Source organism: Amycolatopsis acididurans (genome assembly GCF_012328925.1).
GTDB lineage: Bacteria > Actinomycetota > Actinomycetes > Mycobacteriales > Pseudonocardiaceae > Amycolatopsis_E > Amycolatopsis_E acididurans.
Genome location: NZ_JAAXLS010000053.1, coordinates 26,462 through 44,329 on the forward strand (window position 1 = coordinate 26,462; position 17,868 = coordinate 44,329).

The 17,868-nt window shown below is 69.3% G+C and carries 14 protein-coding genes; 7 read left to right on the top strand and 7 right to left on the bottom strand.

Going from position 1 to position 17,868, the window contains the following annotated elements:
• Positions 1 to 43: 43 nt before the first annotated feature.
• The 3 genes from HFP15_RS36230 to HFP15_RS36240 all read right to left on the bottom strand — a co-directional run bounded on the left by HFP15_RS36230 (position 44) and on the right by HFP15_RS36240 (position 2,853).
• Positions 44 to 907, bottom strand: coding sequence for an SAM-dependent methyltransferase (locus HFP15_RS36230; RefSeq protein WP_168522018.1), 864 nt, complete (start codon positions 905 to 907; stop codon positions 44 to 46).
• Between the two features lie 93 nt (positions 908 to 1,000).
• Positions 1,001 to 1,810, bottom strand: a complete 810-nt coding sequence (locus HFP15_RS36235) for an MBL fold metallo-hydrolase (protein ID WP_168522020.1) — start codon at positions 1,808 to 1,810, stop codon at positions 1,001 to 1,003.
• 155 nt (positions 1,811 to 1,965) lie between these two features.
• Entirely contained in the window at positions 1,966 to 2,853 is an 888-nt protein-coding gene (locus HFP15_RS36240; RefSeq protein ID WP_168522022.1) for a PDR/VanB family oxidoreductase, read from the bottom strand.
• 118 nt (positions 2,854 to 2,971) lie between these two features.
• Here HFP15_RS36240 and HFP15_RS36245 point away from each other — a divergent pair, with 118 nt between their 5' ends.
• From HFP15_RS36245 to HFP15_RS36255, 3 genes are read left to right on the top strand one after another with little or no spacing between them, the layout of a single operon-like run.
• The gene (locus HFP15_RS36245) at positions 2,972 to 4,123 is read left to right on the top strand and encodes an acyl-CoA dehydrogenase family protein (RefSeq protein ID WP_168522024.1); all 1,152 of its coding nucleotides are present in this window, start codon (positions 2,972 to 2,974) and stop codon (positions 4,121 to 4,123) included.
• Positions 4,124 to 4,134: 11 nt separating this feature from the next.
• Positions 4,135 to 4,626: a PaaI family thioesterase gene (locus HFP15_RS36250; protein ID WP_210718322.1), complete on the top strand. Its 492-nt coding sequence runs from the start codon at positions 4,135 to 4,137 to the stop codon at positions 4,624 to 4,626.
• A gap of 10 nt (positions 4,627 to 4,636) precedes the next feature.
• The gene (locus HFP15_RS36255) at positions 4,637 to 5,506 is read left to right on the top strand and encodes an alpha/beta hydrolase family protein (protein WP_246272360.1); all 870 of its coding nucleotides are present in this window, start codon (positions 4,637 to 4,639) and stop codon (positions 5,504 to 5,506) included.
• 310 nt (positions 5,507 to 5,816) lie between these two features.
• Here HFP15_RS36255 and HFP15_RS36260 read toward each other — a convergent pair whose 3' ends face one another.
• Complete coding sequence (locus HFP15_RS36260) at positions 5,817 to 7,172, bottom strand: MFS transporter (protein ID WP_168522030.1); 1,356 nt, start codon at positions 7,170 to 7,172, stop codon at positions 5,817 to 5,819.
• 255 nt (positions 7,173 to 7,427) lie between these two features.
• Between HFP15_RS36260 and HFP15_RS36265 the strand changes: the two genes are divergently transcribed.
• The 4 genes from HFP15_RS36265 to HFP15_RS36280 all read left to right on the top strand — a co-directional run bounded on the left by HFP15_RS36265 (position 7,428) and on the right by HFP15_RS36280 (position 11,757).
• The gene (locus HFP15_RS36265; protein WP_168522032.1) at positions 7,428 to 8,534 is read left to right on the top strand and encodes an ABC transporter ATP-binding protein; all 1,107 of its coding nucleotides are present in this window, start codon (positions 7,428 to 7,430) and stop codon (positions 8,532 to 8,534) included.
• Between the two features lie 23 nt (positions 8,535 to 8,557).
• Positions 8,558 to 9,937 carry an ABC transporter substrate-binding protein gene (locus tag HFP15_RS36270; protein ID WP_168522034.1) on the top strand — a complete coding sequence of 460 codons (1,380 nt, stop codon included), beginning with the start codon at positions 8,558 to 8,560 and terminating at the stop codon, positions 9,935 to 9,937.
• Between the two features lie 70 nt (positions 9,938 to 10,007).
• Positions 10,008 to 10,946: a carbohydrate ABC transporter permease gene (locus tag HFP15_RS36275; RefSeq protein ID WP_168522036.1), complete on the top strand. Its 939-nt coding sequence runs from the start codon at positions 10,008 to 10,010 to the stop codon at positions 10,944 to 10,946.
• 10 nt (positions 10,947 to 10,956) lie between these two features.
• Positions 10,957 to 11,757 carry a carbohydrate ABC transporter permease gene (locus HFP15_RS36280; protein WP_168522038.1) on the top strand — a complete coding sequence of 267 codons (801 nt, stop codon included), beginning with the start codon at positions 10,957 to 10,959 and terminating at the stop codon, positions 11,755 to 11,757.
• A gap of 67 nt (positions 11,758 to 11,824) precedes the next feature.
• Here HFP15_RS36280 and HFP15_RS36285 read toward each other — a convergent pair whose 3' ends face one another.
• From HFP15_RS36285 to HFP15_RS36295, 3 genes are all read right to left on the bottom strand, one after another.
• Positions 11,825 to 13,375: a PfaD family polyunsaturated fatty acid/polyketide biosynthesis protein gene (locus HFP15_RS36285; RefSeq protein ID WP_168522040.1), complete on the bottom strand. Its 1,551-nt coding sequence runs from the start codon at positions 13,373 to 13,375 to the stop codon at positions 11,825 to 11,827.
• Positions 13,372 to 15,210: a hotdog family protein gene (locus HFP15_RS36290; protein ID WP_168522042.1), complete on the bottom strand. Its 1,839-nt coding sequence runs from the start codon at positions 15,208 to 15,210 to the stop codon at positions 13,372 to 13,374. The genes HFP15_RS36285 and HFP15_RS36290 overlap by 4 nt, the downstream gene beginning before the upstream one ends.
• A partial coding sequence (locus HFP15_RS36295; protein ID WP_168522044.1) for an SDR family NAD(P)-dependent oxidoreductase occupies positions 15,207 to 17,868 on the bottom strand: 2,662 nt, incomplete at its 5' end. The genes HFP15_RS36290 and HFP15_RS36295, both read right to left, overlap by 4 nt.

A 17,868-nucleotide genomic window follows, 5' to 3' on the forward strand; every position in this document is an offset into this window, starting at 1 on the left:
GACGGTAGGCACCCGGCCGTACGGCCGACAGGGTCCTTGGTCCCTAGGGTTTGCGGCCCACCCCGCACCAGATGACCGACTCCTCCGGAGTCTCGAACGTGATCACCGGAGCGTTCGCGCCGCTGTCCTCCGGATGCCACAACGGCGTCCACGTCATGCCAGGCTCCAGCAGCTCGAAATCGCCCATCAGGGCCCGGATCTCGCCCTGCCGCCGCCAGATCACCGGGCTGGTCGACGCGTCGTACATCTGCTTGAGGTCGGCCAGCTGCTGGTCCACCCCCGCGGGCACACCCTCGTCGGTCACCTGCGACACGGCGAGGTAGGACCCCGAGGGCAGCAGCTCCCGGTACCGGGCCACACTCTCCGGCCCGACCTCGATCCCGTCCCCGTCGAGCTGCTGGATGTGCAGCACCGCGACGAGCAGCACCGCGACCGGCTGCGAGAAGTCGATCACGTCGGTCTCGCGAACGCCGTCCCACAGCCGGCCGGGGTCGCGCATGTCGGCCTGGATGATCGCGTGCCGCCGCCGGTCCCCGTGTTGTTCCAGCAGCAGCCGCGAATGCGCGACGGCCACCGGCTCGTAGTCGGCGTAGACCACGCGCGAATCCGGGGCGACCTCGTCGGCGATCTGGTGCGTGTTGCCGACGGTCGGGATCCCCGAGCCGATGTCGATGAACTGGCGCACGCCGCGGCGCACCAGATGCCGCACGGCTCTGTGCAGGAACAGCCGGTTGCTCAGGGCCACGGACTTCAGCAGCGGAAAGGCCGTGACGACCTTGCTGCCGAACTCCCGGTCGATCGCCCAGTTCGCCGTTCCGCCGAGAAGCCAGTCGTACACCCGCGCCACGCTCGGGTGATCGAGGTCGACTCCCTCGAGCGGAAAGGGATCCGGTCCCTGCTGGCTCAAACCGATCCTCCCCTGTCGTGTCGGCCGTCATGATAGCGAGCCCGAACCTGAAGACGAATCGCGTTTGGCGTAATCGTGGGACCTGAACGAACTTCAGCCGCCGACGCGGATCCGCTCCCCGGACCGGACAAGCCGGATCGGACCGGAAAAAACGGAGGCGGCGTCGTCGTGCAGATGCCGCAGCCAATGCCGTTCGGTGCAGGAGAAATGTGTGAGCGCGAGCTCGCGGGCACCGGCCTGGGCCGCGATCCGGCCCGCGTCCCCACCGCTGAGGTGACCGTGCTCGGTGCGGTCGGGCTGGCTCAGCGTCGCCTCCGCCAGCAACAGATCGGCGTTCGCGGCGAGTTTGACGGCCTCGTCGGTCACCCCGGTGTCACCGGTGTAGGCGAGCGTGGCTCCGCCCGCCTCGACGCGGATCCCGCAGTTGGGCAGCACGTGGACAAGCTCGTGCAGGCCGATCGTGGTGTCACCGACCTCGAACCGGTCCCCCGGCTCGTATTCGCGCACGTCGAAGGCGCGCTCGAAAGCCTTGTCCAGCAAGGGCATCGTGGTTACCGGGAACAGCCCGGCCCACCGGTCGAACAGCTCGCGCGCACCCGTGGGCACGAACAACGTCACCGGCCGGACCTCGCCGCGGCGGGCCTGCGGCCCGCCCGGAAAGTGCATCGTGGCCGACAGCAGGGACTTGCCGATCGGGAGGAGGTCGTAGCAGTGGTCGGCATGCAGGTGGCTGATGACGACGGCGTCCAGTCCGGCCGGGTCCGCGACGGCGGTCAGCGCGGTCGCGATTCCCGGACCGCAGTCCAGGAGCAGCCGCGTCGACGCGGTTTCCACGAGATATCCGGAGCTCGCTTGGCCGTCGGCCGGCATCCCGGACCGACAGCCGAGTACGGTGAGCTGCATACGTGCCTTCCGATCTGCCGTTGTTTCTTCGCGCGCGCCCCGGCGACCGGTGCCCGCGCTGGCTTCCTGGCAGCATGACCGCTGGATTCGCGCGACGCACTCGATCCCGGTGAAGATCGAATGATCCATTGGCCGCGCCTATCGCGCCCGCCGCCTCAGATGTCCAGCACCAGCCGGTTGGAACGGGCTCGTGAAACGCAGACCATCATCGTCTTGCCCGCTTCCCGTTCCTGCGCCGAAAGCACCGAGTCCAGGTGCTCGACCTCGCCGTCCAGCACGGGGGTCTCGCAGGTGCCACAGGTGCCTTCCCGGCACGACGAGGGCATCGGGATCCCGGCGAGGTCGAGCGCGTCCAGAATGGACTGTTCCGCGCCGACCTGGACGGTCTTGCCCGACGCCGAGGCGAGCACCTCGAAGCCCCGCGCCGGTTCGGCGTCCAGCTCGCGGGCATGGAAGCGTTCCACGCGCAGCCGGTACGGCGGGCAGAGCCGTTCGGCGGCGGCCAGCAACGGTTCGGGGCCGCAGCAGTACACCGGCGCGTCGCCGTCGGCGAAGATGTCGGCCAGCGGCAGCAGGCCGTGCTCGTCCTCGGGCAGCACGCGCACCCGGTCGCCGTAGCGGGCCAGTTCAGCGAGGAACGCCATCCGCGACCGGTGCCGCCCGCCGTAGAACAGTGTCCAGTCCCTCGCTCGTGCCAGCATCGGCAACAGCGGGGTGATCCCGATTCCGCCCGCGACGAAGATATGCTTTTCCGCTGCGATCAAGGGGAAATTGTTCCGCGGTTCACTCACCCGCAACGTATCGCCGACGGAAATGTGGTCGTGCAGGTACCTCGACCCGCCGCGCCCGTTTTCCTCGCGCAGCACGGCGATCCGCCAGCCGGCGTCGTCGCCGCACAGCGAGTACTGGCGGATCAGCCCGGAACGGATCTCCACGTCGATGTGCGCACCCGGCTCCCATGACGGCAAATCCTCGCCGCTGAGCACGAAAGACACCACATCCTCGGCTTCCCTGGTCCTCGACGTCACCCGCACTGTGCGCATGCCCCCAGGGTCGTGGGCGGGGCCGGGAACGAACGGGAACGGGACCACATTCGATTTGCGCGATTGGATTTCGCAATGAGCTTCCGCGCGCGAAGACCGGCGGCACAGACTCGGACCCATGGCCGAACTCGCCGAGCGCACCCGCCGCTTCGTTTCCGAGCAGGTATTTCCCATCGAACGTGAGATCGTCGTCGACGGCAGGCCGATGACCGACGCGCTGCGGCTGGAGCTGCAGAAGATGGCGAAGGACGCGGGTGTGTTCGGCCCGCTCTCGCCGGTCTCCTACGGCGGTCTCGGACTGGACACCCGGGCCCAGGCGCCGGTGCTGGAAGCCGCGGGCACCAGCCTCATCGGACCGCTCGCGCTGAACTGCTGGGCTCCCGACGACGGCAACATCCACCTGCTCGCGCACGCCGCGACGCCCGAGCAGGCCGAACGTTACCTGCGCCCGCTGGCTTCCGGCGAGGTGCGCTCCGCGATCGCGATGACCGAGCCCGCGCCCGGCACCGGTTCCGATCCGAGCATGCTGCGCACCGTGGCCGAGGAGGTCACCGACGGCTGGATCATCAACGGGGACAAGCATTTCACGACCGGAGCCGACGGTGCGGCGTTCTTCGTCTGCATCGCCCGCACCGAGGACGGGCCCACCATGTTCCTGGTGGACCAGGACAATCCGGGCGTGACGGTCGGGCGCCGGATGCCGACGCTGGACCACACCAGCGCGCCCGGCGGGCATTGTGAGGTGCGGTTCGAGAACTGCGTCGTGCCGGACGAGGCCGTGCTCGGTGCGGTCGGCCAGGGCCTGGAGTACGCGCAGGTGCGGCTCGCCCCGTCGCGGCTGACGTTCTGCATGAACTGGCTCGGCCTCGCCACGCGCGCCCAGGAACTGACCGCGCGGCACATCCAGCGGCGGGAGTCGTTCGGCGCGCGGATCGCCGATCACGGCATGGCGCAGGGACAGCTCGCCGACAACGAGATCGACATCGAAGCCTCGCGCGCGCTGATCCACCGCGCGGCCGTCGCGATCGACACCGAGGGCGCGGCGAGTTCGTCCGCCCGGCATCTCGCGTCGGTCGCCAAGACGTTCGTCGCCGAGGCGGTGTGGCGGGTGCTGGACCGCGCGGTGCAGCTGCACGGCGGGCTGGGTGTGTGCGAGGACCACCTGGTCGCCCGGTTCCTGGTCGAGGCCAGGGCCTTCCGCATCTACGAGGGACCGTCCGAGGTGCTGCGGTGGTCGATCGCCCGCCGCGTCCTGCGCAACTACCGGTGAGGAGCCGTTTCGTGAGCAGTGAGATCAGTTTCGCCAGTGTTTTCGCCGACGCGGGCGCCGACTACGAGAAACTCAGGGAGATCTCGGACGATCTGGTGCCCTTCGGCAAGCACGCCGGCATCGAGATCACCGAGGTCGGCCCGGACCGCGCGGTCGCCGAGATCCCCGGCAAGCCGCATCAGGCCAACCACCTCGGCACGGTGCACGCCGGTGCGTTGTTCCTCGCCGCCGACATCGCCGGCGCCGCCGCTTTCGTCGGTGCGGCAGCGCCGGTACTGTCCAACGTGGACATCCTGGTGCTGCGCAACGCGGGTGCGTCGTTCCGCAAACCCGCGACCGGCCGGATCCGCGCGATCGCGACCGTGGACGAGCGCGAGATGCGCCGCGTCCTGGCCGCCGACGGCGCGCAGCGCTTCGACCTCGACGGCAAGGCACAGCTCTTCGACTCCGCCGGCGTCATGGTCGCGAAGTTCACGTTCGAGTATGTTTGCACCATGGTCTGAGGGAGCCAGGATGTCTGAGTTCACCTCGCTCGAATCCCTGATGGTGACCACGAAGGACGGCACCACGTTCGTCGTCCGGTTACTGCCGCGGTCCGAACCGGACGCGCCGCTGGTGTTGCTGCTGCCCGCGATGGCGATGAAGGCGAAGTTCTACGCACCGCTGGCCAAGGCACTGCACGGCGCCGGGATGGCGGTGGCGACGTGCGACCTGCGCGCGCAGGGCGAAAGCAAGCCGGCGTTGCGTGAGGGTCCGGACTTCGGCTACCGGGAACTGATCGAGATCGACATGCCCGCGATCGTGCAGGCGCTGCGGGACCGTTTCCCCGGCGCGCCATTGTATGTGTTCGGGCACAGCCTGGGTGGGCAGATCGCGTTGCTGTACGCCGGCGCGCACCGCGACCAGGTCGCCGGCGTGGCGACGATCGGAACGGGCACGGTGTTCTGGCGCGCGTTCGGCCCGCGCCGGTGGGTCGAGGCACTGTGGAAGATCCAGTGGATCGGGATCGTCTCGCGGGTCAAGGGCTGGTGGCCGGGCGGGGTGCTGATTCCCGGTGCGATGGCCGGTGGGGTGATGAAAGACTGGTCGCGGCACTCGCTGACGAGCTGGTACCGGCCGAAGGGCAGCACGCGGAACTACAATGAGCTGCTGCGCCGGCTGGACCTGCCCGTGCTGCTGATCTCACTGGACGCCGACACTCTGGGTCCGAAGTCCAACGTAGACTTCCTGGCCACCCGAATCCCCGCCGCCAAGCGCGTGTCGTGGCACATCACCGAGTCGTCGGGCGTGGCGCATCGGGACCACTTCGCGTGGATCAAGGACTCGGGAGTGATAGGTCCCGCAACCGCAGCCTGGTTCACCGAAGGCAAGTCGCCGGCATAGAAAGAGCAAGCGCAACGGAAACACACGAAGCCGCCAGGGGTGGTCATCCCGTCGCCTGCCCGCCGGCGAGGCATCTTTTTCGCGGTGCCGGTTCCGTCGTCGGCTGCCGGGAACCTCCCCCACCCCGATCTCCTGATCGTTGTACGCCGCGCTCGGGCCGTGTCGAGGCCGCCTTCGGCGCCGCTGCGCGGTTGCTACGCAAGCCTGGACACGGCAGAGCGCGGCGTTGTTCGGCTGGGGATCGGGGTGGGGGAGGTCTGGCGTTTGCTCGGCTTCGCCATCGTCACGCTTGGTCTCCTGTGGGTGTCGATCAGCGGGTCGGGGTCGTCGCTACGACGGGCGCTTCCGCCGCTCGCTCGCGCCGGCTTGCCAGCACGGCCACCACTGCGAAAACCGCGCCGGCCGCGGCCACCACGAACGTCACCGTCGCGCTCGGCAGGATTCCCGCGAGCGCCACCCCGAACACCGCCCCGAACTGCCGGAAGGTGTTCATCGTCCCGGAAGCCGTGCCACCCAGTTCCGGCGGTACCGCACCCATCATCGCCTGGATCGCCACCACCCCACCGGACAGCGGGATTCCCACGCCGAGCAAGACGAAAGCCCAGCCATAGCCGAAGTACCCGACGCCGGTCTCCAGCAGCGTCAGGCCGACCAGCCCCACCGCGATGCACACCAGCCCGCCGATCATCGTGTTCCGGGTGCCCAGCCGCGCCACCACAGCCGAGGCGCAAATCGCCGTCACGCCGAGGAATCCGAACAGCGCCAGGAACCGCAGTCCGGTGCCCAGCGCCGACAGGCCCACCACGTCCTGCAGATACACCGTCACCAGGTACAGCACCGCGTACAGCCCGAACAACCCCAGGAAGTTCACCGCGCACGCCACCGCCACCGCGGGGATCCTCAGCAGCCTCGGCGGCAACATCGGCTCCCGCGCCCGCAGCTCCCACCACACGAACATCACGAGCGCGACAACACCGGCCGCCGCGAGCGCGCCCATCGGGCCCCAGCCGTAGGTGTGGCCTTCGATCAGCGCGAACGTCACGGCGAAGCCACCCGCGACGAACAGTGTCTGGCCGAGCAGATCGGGCCGCTTCCCGCCCGAGGGCGTGGCGAAAGCCATCGTCCACAGCAGACCGGTGAAGGCGATCAGCCCGATCGGCAGGTTGATCCAGAACATGCTGCGCCAGCCCCACGCCTGCACCAGCAGACCACCGAGCAGCGGCCCGAGCGCGAGCGCGACCCCGCTGGTCCCGCCCCACACCCCGATCGCGGTGGCGCGGGCCTTCACACCGGTGAACAGACCGGAAGTGACCGCCAGCGACAACGGTACGACCGCCGCGGCGCACACCCCCTGCAAACCCCGCGCGGCGATGAGAAAACCGATGTCGGGCGCGGCGGCACAGCCGACCGACGCGACCGTGAAGCCCGCGGTGCCGATCAGCAACATCGTCTTGCGGCCGATGCGGTCGCCCAGCGAGCCCGCCGTCAGCAGCAGGCACGCGAACGCGAGCGTGTAAGCATCCAGCAGCCACTGCGCGGCGGTCGCCCCCGCACCGAGATCGGCGTTGATCGCCGGGATCGCGACCGGGGTGATGCTGGTGTCCAGATAGACGAGGAAAGCGGCGACGCAGACGAGCGAAAGCACGAGCCGGGGACGCGAAGTCACTGATTCACGTTAACCGGCGATCAGGCGTTGACCGGCCACTTCAGGCTCAATGCTTTTCAACCGATCGGCACTTTCTATCGCAAGCCTCGATCGACCGCGCCGATCGCCGCCCAGGCTATTTCGATAGTGCCTGATCGTGCCGCTGATCAGCGCTTTTACCGGTTTCGATCGTGTCCACCCGTTCACCTGCGATACATCCCGCGATGGTGGGATTCGCCCTGCTGAGCAGTTGTGGAACGCACGGGAGGAAATTCGGTGAGCCGGATTCAGCTCGAAGGGGCGACGAAGCGCTACGGCGGCGTCACCGCGGTCGATCAGGTGACACTGGACATCGCCGACGGCGAGTTCCTGGTGCTGCTGGGCCCCAGCGGCTGCGGCAAATCGACGCTGCTGCGCGGGATCGCCGGGCTCGCTCCGCTCACCGAGGGCCGCATACTGCTTGGCGGCACGGACATCACGCACACCGCACCCCGCGACCGCGATCTGGCGATGGTTTTCCAGAGCTACGCGCTCTATCCGCACCTGTCGGTCGCCCGCAACATCGGCTTCCCGCTGCGGGCGCGGCGCCGCTCCCGTGCCGAGGTCCGGCAGAAGGTCGAGGACGTCGCGAAGATCCTCGACCTGTCCGAACTGCTGGACCGCCGCCCGCGCGAACTGTCCGGCGGGCAGCGCCAGCGCGTCGCACTCGGCCGCGCGCTCGTCCGCGACCCCGGTGCGTTCCTCATGGACGAGCCACTGTCCAATCTGGACGCCAAGCTGCGTACCGCGACCCGTTCGGAACTGACCGAGCTGCACCGCAGGCTCGGCTCCACGTTCGTCTACGTCACCCACGACCAGGTGGAGGCGATGACCATGGCAACCAGGATCGCGCTGCTCAACCGGGGCAGCCTCGAACAGGTCGGCACGCCCGCCGAGGTCTACGACGAGCCCGCGTCGGCCTTCGTGGCCGGGTTCCTCGGTTCCCCCGCGATGAACCTCGTCGAGGCCGAGATCGTCAGCCGTGCCGGCTCGCTCTACGCCGTCGCCCGCGACGTCGAGGTGCCGCTGGGCATCACCGGCGACGTGGGCGAGACGAAGGTCGTGCTCGGCATCCGGCCCGAACACCTGCGCGTACACGGGCAACGCCGTGACCTGCGCGGTGTGGTCCGGCTGATCGAGAACCTCGGCAGCGAGGAGGTCGCGCACTGCACTGTCGGCGACGCGAAGGTGTGCCTGCGCGGACCGCGGCCACTCGGCCTGTCCGCCGGCGACGTCGTCGGCCTGACCACGGCGCCCGAACGGATCCACCTGTTCCACCACGCCACCGGGCGGCGCCTGATCTGGGCACCCGCCCCTGAATCGATCAGCCTTCCCGTCCGGTAAGCATCCACAAAGGAGAGTCATTGATGACGAAGGTCCGTTCGCGGGTGGCGGTAGCACTCGCGCTCGCCGGTGCGCTCACGGCGTCGGCCTGCGGGCTCGGCAGCACCGCGGCCTCGGGACCGGCGACGGTCGCCCAGGCGCCCGAGCTGAAGCCCGACCAGCAGGTCTCGATCGTGTTCGAGAGCTACAACTTCGGCCAGGCCGGCGCCTGGACCGACACCTTCAACGAGCTGATCGGCAAGTTCGAGCAGACGCACCCCAACATCCACGTCAAGGCGCAGAAGCCGCAGGGCAACAGCCCGAACCCGGCCACCGACACCATCTCCTCGATCCAGGCGCAGATGGCGGCAGGCAACCCGCCGGACGTCGCGCAGCTCGGGTTCTCCGATCTGGACTTCACGATCCACGGCCTCGGCGCCAAACCGCTGGACGATCTGGTCGGCAAGGACGCGGTGCAGGCCAACTTCGACGGCGCGAAGTACCCGTACGCGCCGACCGCCCGCACGATCGGCAACTGGGACGGCAAGACCTACGGCGTGCCGTTCGTGTTCTCCACGCCGGTGCTGTACTACAACGCCACCCTGTTCCAGCAGGCCGGGCTCGACCCGAACAAGCCGCCGAAGACGTGGGACGAGGTGCAGCAGGACGCGCAGGCCATCAAGAACGTCGCGCACAAGGACGGCGTCTACATCGACTGTCTCACCAAGACCGCGAAGGACTGGTGCTACCAGAGCCTGGTGCGCTCCGACGGCGGCACGGTGATCTCCGCCGACCGCAAGTCGCTGACCTTCGCCGACCAGGCCAATGTGGACGTCGTGAAGATGGCGCAGAACCTGGTCAACACCGGCAGCAGCCCGAAGCTCACCCAGCAGCAGGGCTACGAGGCGTTCGCCCGTGGTGACATCGGCATGATCCTGGAGACGAGCGCCATCCAGGCGACGTTCACCAAGGGCGCCAAGGACAAGTGGGACCTGCGCTCGGCCGAGATGCCCGCCTTCGGCACCAAGCCGACAGTGCCGACCAACTCCGGCGCGTCGCTGTTCGTGCTGTCCAACGACCCGGCGAAGCAACGTGCCGGCTGGGAGCTGATCAAGTTCCTGACCAGCGAAGACGCCTACGTCACGATCGCGAGCAAGATCGGCTACCTGCCGCTTCGCACCGGGCTGCTCGACGACCCGGCCGGGCTGAAGGACTGGGCCGCGAAGAACCCGCTGCTCAAGCCGAACGTGGACCAGCTCGCCCGCATGGAGCCATGGGTCTCCTTCCCCGGCAACAGCTATCTGCAGATTCGCGACGGCATGATGGACGCCGTCGAGAAGGCGGTCTACCAGGGCGCGGACCCGGCGACGACGCTGGCCGCCGCGCAGCAGCAGGCGAGCGCGCTGATGCCGGCCGGCAAGTGACATTCGATTCCCTTGGTGTGGCGGGCCGTCCGGCCCGCCACACCACCGTTTCCGGAAGGGGGCTCGGCCGATGTTCGTCGAGGTTCCGGCGCCCGTGAAGCTCGCCGTACCCACGGTCGCGAAGCCGTCTGTGCCGCGGCGGTTCCTCCGGGCGCTTCCGCCGTATCTGTACCTCGCCCCGGCGCTCGCGCTGCTGGTGATCTGGACCTACCGGCCGCTCGTGCAGACCGCGCAGCTGTCGTTCTACTCGTGGAATCTGCTGCCGACCCAGCCGATGCTGCCCGCCGGGCTGGACAACTACCGGCGCCTGCTGGAGCTGCCCGAACTCGGCCAGTCCGTGACCCGCACGTTCTTCGTGATCGGCGGCCTGCTGCCGTTCACCATCGTCGTCCCGGTGCTCGCCGGGCTGCTGACCAGCCGGATCCGCGGCCGCGCCCGCGGCTTCTACCAGGGGCTGGTGTTCGCGCCGATGCTGGTGGCGCCGGTGGCCAGCGCCGCGGTGTGGCGGTGGCTGCTCGATCCCGGTGGTGGCGTGGTGAACCGGGTGCTGGGCACGGACAACAACTGGATCAACGAGATCGCCACGGCGAACCCGGCGATCGTGCTGATCACCGGCTGGCATCTCGTCGGATTCGCGGTGCTGGTGGTCTCGGCCGGGCTGTCCAACATCAGCGGCGACTACGCCGAGGCGGCGCAGCTGGACGGCGCGAGCCGGTGGCAGATCACCCGGTGGATCACGCTGCCGCTGCTGTCGCCGACGCTGGTGTTCCTGACCCTGATGACGGTGCTGCTCTCCGCCCAGTGGACGTTCCCGCTGATCGACACGCTCACCCAGGGCGGCCCGGCCAACTCCACGACCAACGTCTACTACCTGCTGTGGGACTACAGCTTCCACGACTACAACGCGGGTGTCGGCGCGGCGGCGGGCATGCTGTTCTTCGTCGGTTTCGGCCTCGTCGCGGCGGTGCTCGTCTGGCTCTCCGAACGCTTGACGTTCCACGACAACTAGGAGTTTCCCGATGTGGCGGACAGTCCGCGGGCACATCGTGCTCGCCGTGCTCGGGCTGCTGTGCGTGTTCCCGATCTACTGGCTCTACGCGACCTCCTTGCGGCGCCCGGGCGACATCCTGTCGCTGAAACCGTTCCCGTGGCCGCTGTCGTTCGCCAACTATGCCGACGCGGCCGCCAAGATCGACGTGCTCGGCCTGCTGGGCAACACGATGCTCGTCGCGCTGCTCACCGCGTTCGGTCAGCTGCTCACCGGGCTGCTGGCGGCCTACGCGTTCGCCGCGTGGCGCTTTCCCCTCCAACGTCTGCTGTTCCTGCTGTTCGTGGGCACGTGGCTGGTGCCGTTCCAGGTCACGATGCTGCCGAACTACGTGCTGCTGTTCCAGCTGGGACTGCTCAACACCCTCGCCGGCGTGGTGATCCCGAACCTGTGCTCGGCGCTGGGCGTGCTGATGCTGCGCCAGCACCTGGACGGCTTCCCTCAGGAGTTGCTGGAGGCATCCAAGATGGACGGCCGTTCGTCGTGGGCGACGTTGTGGACGGTGGTGGTGCCGAACCTGCGGCCCGCGCTCGCGGCGCTGGCGATCCTGTTGTTCGTCAACGCGTGGAACGAGTACTTCTGGCCTGCGATGGTGCTGCAGCGCAACAATGCCGTGCTTCAGCTCGGCCTGCGCAGCTTCATGGGCAGCGAGGGCAACGACTGGGGTCCGTTGATGGCCGTGGCCGGGCTCGCGTGCTTGCCGGTGTTCGCACTGTACCTGGTGCTGCAGCGGCACATCGTCAACGCGTTCGTCCGCTCCGGTCTCAAGTAGACACGACGACAAAGCGCCGCCGTCCCGCGGGACGGCGGCGCTTTGTCGTCGCACGACAGCCGGCCGGTCATCGCCTCCGTGCGGGCAGTGGGCTCGGCACGTAGGTCGTGCACGCGGCGGGGAGCCGGACACCGGCGAGCCGCAGCTGAGCGGCCCGGCCGGCGAACGCGGCGCCGCGCATGATCTGGGTCGCGATCTCGGCGACGTGCCGGTTCGCCGGTGCGGCGAGGTAGGTCCCGGTGACCCAGGTGTTGAACGCGCCCATCGCGGGTCCGCACCAGATCTGGTAGTCGCCGGTACGTTCGGGCGTGCCCGCGATGCTCCAGCCCGAGGACAGGCCGAGATACCACCGGAAGATCAGCGCCATCCGCCGCTTGGAGTTGCCTTCGGCGCGTTCGATCTGCCCCGGGTCGCGTTCGGTGAAGAACCGCACGCAATCGGTCCACACGTCCTCCAACGGGCGCTGGAAGATCCGCTGTTCCAGTTCCGTGCGCTCGGCGGCGGGCAGCGACTCGATTCCGTCGTAGGCCCGGTAGGTGTCGTAGAGCCGCTTCGCGCGGCCCGCGAACATCGTGCCGCGCTTGAGCACCTGGACGTCCACACCCATCTCGAACATGTCCGCCGAGGGCGCCATCTCGCAGTCGGTCACCCCGGCCGCGGCGAGCAGCAGCTTCGTGGCCGCGGACTGGTCGGCCTCCACCGAGGCCTGGTTGACCGATCCGGTGACCACATACGACGCGCCGAGGGTGAACGCCGCGGCCGCCGACACCGGCGTGCCGATGCCACCCGCCGCGCCGATCCGCACCGCGTGCCCGGTTTCCCGGGCCACCCGATCGCGCAAGGCGATCAGTTCCGGCAGCAGCACGACCAGCGGACGGCCGTCGGTGTGCCCGCCGGAGTCCGCTTCCGCCGTGATGTCGTCGGCCATCGGTACGGTGCGGCCCAGTTCGGCCTGCTCCGCGGTGATCTCGCCGGATTCCAGGAGCGTCCTGATGAGACGTTCCGGCGCGGGCCGCAGGAAACGCTCGGCGACCTCGGCGCGTGACACCTTGGCGATGATGCGGTGCCTGCTCCCCTCGCGGCTCAGTCCGGTCAGCCGGTACCGCACGACCTGCGGGGTGAGATCGAGGAACGCCGAGGCCTCCACACACCGGACACCGTGCGCGAGGCAGGTGTCCACAATGGCCCTTTCGAACGCGGTTTCACTGGGGCTGTGGATCAGATTCACCGCGAACGGCTTACCGGGCGCGCCTCGCCGGATGGTCGTGAGCGCCTCGTCGATCCGCGCCGGAACCACGCCCGCGGCGCCGAAAGATGCGAGATAGCCTGCGTTGGCGAGCGCCACGACCATCTTCGCGGACGCGATGCCGTTGGCCATGGCACCGGCGTGGTAGGCCTGAGCCACCCCGTGCATCTCGCGGAAGGTGCTGTCTCCCAGTGATTCCGGTGGCAGCGGCGGCACCGCGGCGAGCACCTGAGCTCGCCGCGCCGACTGCTCGTTCGTCGTGACCGCGACCCCGTGGGCGTCCCGCACCACGAACACCGGCTTGTCCAGTTGCGACAGTTCGGCGTAGATGGTGGCTTCGTCACGGGCGGGCGGCGAAGCGGTCGTGGTCACCACGGCTGCGCTCCCCGCTCCCGCAGTTCCACCGCGATATCGGTCAGTTCGTAGATCCGCAGGCCCGGTTTCCACAGGCTCGCGTCGGCGATGACACGCACCCGGCCCGGCGCGCGCCGGACCTCCTTGATATGCGCTTCCATTGTGGACGTGCCGTCGGTGGGCAGGAACTGGCCGCGGTACTTCCAGGTGAACGGGTCGCCGACGGGCACCACGAATCCGGCGTCGGTCAGGCCCGGCTCGGTGTCGAGCAGCCACTGCTGCAGCGCCTGGATCACCGATTCGACGCCGAGCGAGCCGGGGATCACCGGGTCCAGATGGAAGTGCCGGGCGAAGAACCAGTCGTGCGGGTCGATACGGCGAACCGAGTGCAGGTAGCCCTTGCCGTATTCGCCGCCGCCGTCGACCACGTCCACGTAGTCCAGCAGATCGAGTTTTCCACGTGGGACGGTCATGCCGAGCCGCCGCGTGGCCGGGTCGTTCTCCTCCAGCCAGGTGGGCACGGACTTGCCCGCGTCCAGTCCGGTCTGGTTGGCCAGCGCCTGATCGCTGAAATAGCCGAACAGTGTTTCGCCCTGGTAGAACGGTTTCCCGTCGGTGTAGAGGGTGTACTCGAAGTTCTGCAACGACGAACCGGGCAGGATCGTCGTGGACACCAGTTTCGACTTCTGGCGGATCGTTTTGTCCCGCAGGTCCACCTCGCGCAGCACCGTCGCGGTGCCACCGAGGTTGCGCAGGCTCATCGTCGCCTCCGGCGCGGACAGGGTCGGACCGAGGTAGTAGCCGATGAGCAGCGCCGCCTGCAGCGAGGTCTCCATGTAGACGAAGTTCGGCATGGAGTCGTTGGCCGTGTCGGCGTAGTACCAGGAGTCGGCGGGCGAGTCGTACTCGGTCTCGTACGTCGCCGTGTCCAGCTGCCCGCGCTTGCCGTCGATCGAGATGACCCGGTCCACCAGCAGCAGCCCGCCGGTCGGCAGGCGCGTGGCCTTCCGGCCCGTGTAGTGCGCGAACTCGGGGCCGAACGCGATGCCCTGGTCGCCGCGCGCCAGGTGCGCCAAGTGGAACTCGCTCAGCAGCGCGCCCTTGCGCCCCAGCCAGGCGGGCACGACGCCGCCCTGCAACGGTCCGATCGCGACGCCGGGCTTCTCGTGCACGGCCAGGGTCAGGCCACGCACCGTCCCGGTGGGACATTCGATGTCGGCACGAAGCCACGGCCGCGGCACCAGGTCCGCCGTGCCGAGGGTGAGCCGGAGCGGCCCGCTCGCGGTGCCCTCGGCCCGGCAACTCTGCTCGACGAACATCGAGTCCGCGAGGCACAGGTGCAGGCCGAGGTACATCGCGAACACCCGCAGGGCCTGGGCGGCGGCCGCGGCCAGGTCGGCGGTCGTGCTGGTGGCGACGAGACCTGCGCGGCCCAGCTCGACGTGATCGAGCACCGGCTCGCCGATCCGGATGTCCGGGTTCGCGCCGTCCTGCTCGTAGGCGGGCCCGAACACACCGGCGATATCGCCTTGGGCCAGCCTGTCGAGGTGGGTTCGGTCGAGCCGGGTGACAGTGGTCCTGGCGAGCGGCTTGAACGAGCCTTCCTCGGCAGGCCCCTGCGGCCGGCCCGCGGCGGGAGCAGCCCCGGGCTGCCGGATCATCAGCCGCTGCATCGCGGTCTGCGCCCGCAACGCGCTGATGTGCGCGTCCATGACGGACATCCGCAGTTGACGCGCCAGCTCGGCTGCGTCGGTCGTGACCGGCGCTCGGACCGCCTCGGGATCCGGCTCCGGCCCGGCCATCCACGCCAGTGCGGCGAACGGTTCGCCGACGAACTCGACCACGCCGGTCATGCTGTTCCCTCCGAAAGCCAGCCGCGAACCGACTCGCGGAACTTCTCCGTCATGTCCGGTGTGGACACCACGGTCACTCCTTGGAATCTCTGCAGGACACGGCCCTGCCCGTCGCAGGCCGTCGCGGTCACGGTCGCACCGCCCGCCGAGGTGCGGGCGTTGTCGAGCACCAGCACGAACGGCTGGTCGTCGGGCAGTTGCGCGAAGTACTCGGCGTGGGCGATGCCCAGCGGCAGGCAGGCCTGGCCGAGCATGTCCCTGCCCAGCACCGGTGGTCCCTGCAGGAGCAGATCCGCCAGCACCGGACTGTGCAGCCGTCCGCTGTAGGCGCCGTCGGCCACCGGATCGTCGGCCAAGCGGCATTCGAGCACCAGTGTCCCTTCACCACGGTCGAGAATGCGGCGCATGCCCTGCAGGCGCGGACCGTGGAACTGGGTCGCTTCGCGGTAGATCGCGAGCGCGTCCTCTTCACCGTCGCCGAACCCGTAGGCCTTGACCATCGGGGCTCGCGACGTGGTCGGCGCGAGCACGAATGTCGCGGCGTAGTGCGAGGTGTTCGGGTCGGATCGCACCGCGGCCTTGACTGTGACGCGGCTTCCGTCGGCTTCTCCGGCCGCCGCCTCGACGCGCAGCCCCTCGGGTAGCGCGCCCGCGAAGACGATTCCCTTGTGGACCTGGTAGTCGCGGACCTCGATGACCTGCAGTCCGGGATGGGCGCGTTCCAGGACGTTGATCAGCCAGCCGAGCCCGAAGGTGGCGGGCAGCACCGCGTGCTCGCCGATCCGGTGGGCCTGGATGACCGGGTCCTCGGGCAGTGCGGCCAGGTCGCGACGTGCGGTGAACGCCGGCACCGCAACGGGCCCGTTGTCCGACAGCGACACGTCTTCGCCGATGAGCACACACGTCTCGTCCACATGGGACCCGGTGAACTGCTCGGCGAAGGCTCGCGCCCCGGCCTCCGGGTTCAGCAGCGGGACCCCGCGCGCGGCGAACAGCTCCCGGAGTTCGGGTGTGACCATGCCGCCGTCCCAGGCGCCCCAGTCGACCGCCGTGACGTGTGCCTGGGGGTGGCGGGCCTTCCAGCTCGCCGCGACGCGGCACAGGGCCTCGTTCGCGGCGGCGTAGTCGGCCTGGCCGGCGTTGCCGAGCAGGCCCGCGACCGAGGTGAAGAACAGCAGGTGCCGCAGCTGTCCGGGGTCGAGCGCGGTCAGCACCGCGTGTGCCCCGGCGAGTTTCGCGTCGAACACCCGGTTGATCTGTTCCTCGGTCTTGTCCGCGATGAACGCGTCCGCGAGCACGCCCGCGCCGTGGACGAACCCGGTGATCGGCTCACCCGAAAGCGCTTTCCTGACCGCTTCCGCGTCGGTGACGTCCACCGTGAGGTAGCGCGCCCTGGTGCCGAGTGCCGCGAGCGTGGCGCGGATCTCGCGCTGGGCGAGCAGGTCGCGGTAGCGGCGTTCGACCTCGCGTGGCGTGGGTTCGGCGAGGTTGGCGATGACGGCCGGTTTGAGGTCGGGGTCGGCGACCCCGGCCGCCCACGCCGGCTCGTCGGTCAGTTCGGTACGGCCCAGCAGGAGGAACCCGGCGGAGCTGTGTCCGGCGAGTGCCCTTACGCAGAGCGCCGTGACACCGCGGGCTCCCCCGCTGACCACGAGCAGTTCGTCCGGGCCGAGCCGAAGGGTCTCCAGGTCGGTCCTGGTGTCCACTGTGGAGGTTTCCTGTGCCGGCGCGTGCCTGCTGGGCACGATCGTGCACCGCCGGCCTTGCGCGTCTATGCCGACTTCGAGGGTGTCGGTGGCGGCGTCGTAGAGCTCGTCGATGACCGCGCGCGGTGGGGCCTCGGGGTCGAGGTCGATAGCGCGGCAGAACAGTTGCGGCGCCTCGGCCGCCAGTGTTTTGACCACGCCACCGGCGCCGCCGAGCAGCGCGTCGGCCGGTTCACGGCGCCTCTGCCAGCCGAGCTCGCCGTCGAGCCGGGTGAGGGTGACGAACGCCGTGCGGGTTTCGGCGGCGAGGTGTGGCAGGGCCTGCTTGGCGACGAGGATCGTGGCGGCGAGGCGCTGGGTGCTGGTAGCCCAGTCGCCGGTGTTGTCCAGTGCGACCAGGCAGAGGTCGACCGGGCCGGGGATCTCGTCGCGGTGGACCTGCCAGCCGCGGGCTTCGAGCGCGGCGGCGAGGTCGTCCGGGGCGCCGAACACGGCGGCTACGGGGTTGGCGCGGTAGGGGTTGTCGAGCTGGTCGATCGCCGGGAGCGCGACAAGCTCGACCCGGTGCCGGGGCGCCGTTGCCCCGGCCTCACGCGCTTTTGGGGCGGCATCACCCGCGCCTTCCAGGTAGGCCACGATCTGATCCAGTGTGCGCAGCTCCCCCAGCTGCTCCGGACCCACCTCCGGCAGACCCGGGATCTTCTCCTGCACCGCACCCAGCACCTGAACCCGCTTGATCGAATCCACGCCAAGGTCGGCTTCCAGATCCATCGCGGGATCGATCATGCTCACCGGATAGCCCGTCTTCTCCGCCACCACGTCGAGGAGGACGGCCCGGACGTCGTGGGTGGGCTCGGGCTGTGCCGGGCCAGGTTCGGGGGCGGCCGGAACCGGGACCTGGAGCTGAGTGGGGGCGGCCGGCGCCTGCGGCTGGGCGGGAGTCGGGGCCTGT

What these genes read in the sequence shown, in the direction of transcription:
- HFP15_RS36280 (WP_168522038.1), top strand. Translation starts at nt 10,957, where the DNA reads ATGTGGCGGACAGTCCGCGGGCACATCGTGCTCGCCGTGCTCGGGCTG.
- HFP15_RS36245 (WP_168522024.1), top strand. Translation starts at nt 2,972, where the DNA reads ATGGCCGAACTCGCCGAGCGCACCCGCCGCTTCGTTTCCGAGCAGGTA.
- HFP15_RS36255 (WP_246272360.1), top strand. Translation starts at nt 4,637, where the DNA reads ATGTCTGAGTTCACCTCGCTCGAATCCCTGATGGTGACCACGAAGGAC.
- HFP15_RS36235 (WP_168522020.1), bottom strand. Translation starts at nt 1,810, where the DNA reads ATGCAGCTCACCGTACTCGGCTGTCGGTCCGGGATGCCGGCCGACGGC.
- HFP15_RS36270 (WP_168522034.1), top strand. Translation starts at nt 8,558, where the DNA reads ATGACGAAGGTCCGTTCGCGGGTGGCGGTAGCACTCGCGCTCGCCGGT.
- HFP15_RS36290 (WP_168522042.1), bottom strand. Translation starts at nt 15,210, where the DNA reads ATGACCGGCGTGGTCGAGTTCGTCGGCGAACCGTTCGCCGCACTGGCG.
- HFP15_RS36240 (WP_168522022.1), bottom strand. Translation starts at nt 2,853, where the DNA reads ATGCGCACAGTGCGGGTGACGTCGAGGACCAGGGAAGCCGAGGATGTG.
- HFP15_RS36275 (WP_168522036.1), top strand. Translation starts at nt 10,008, where the DNA reads ATGTTCGTCGAGGTTCCGGCGCCCGTGAAGCTCGCCGTACCCACGGTC.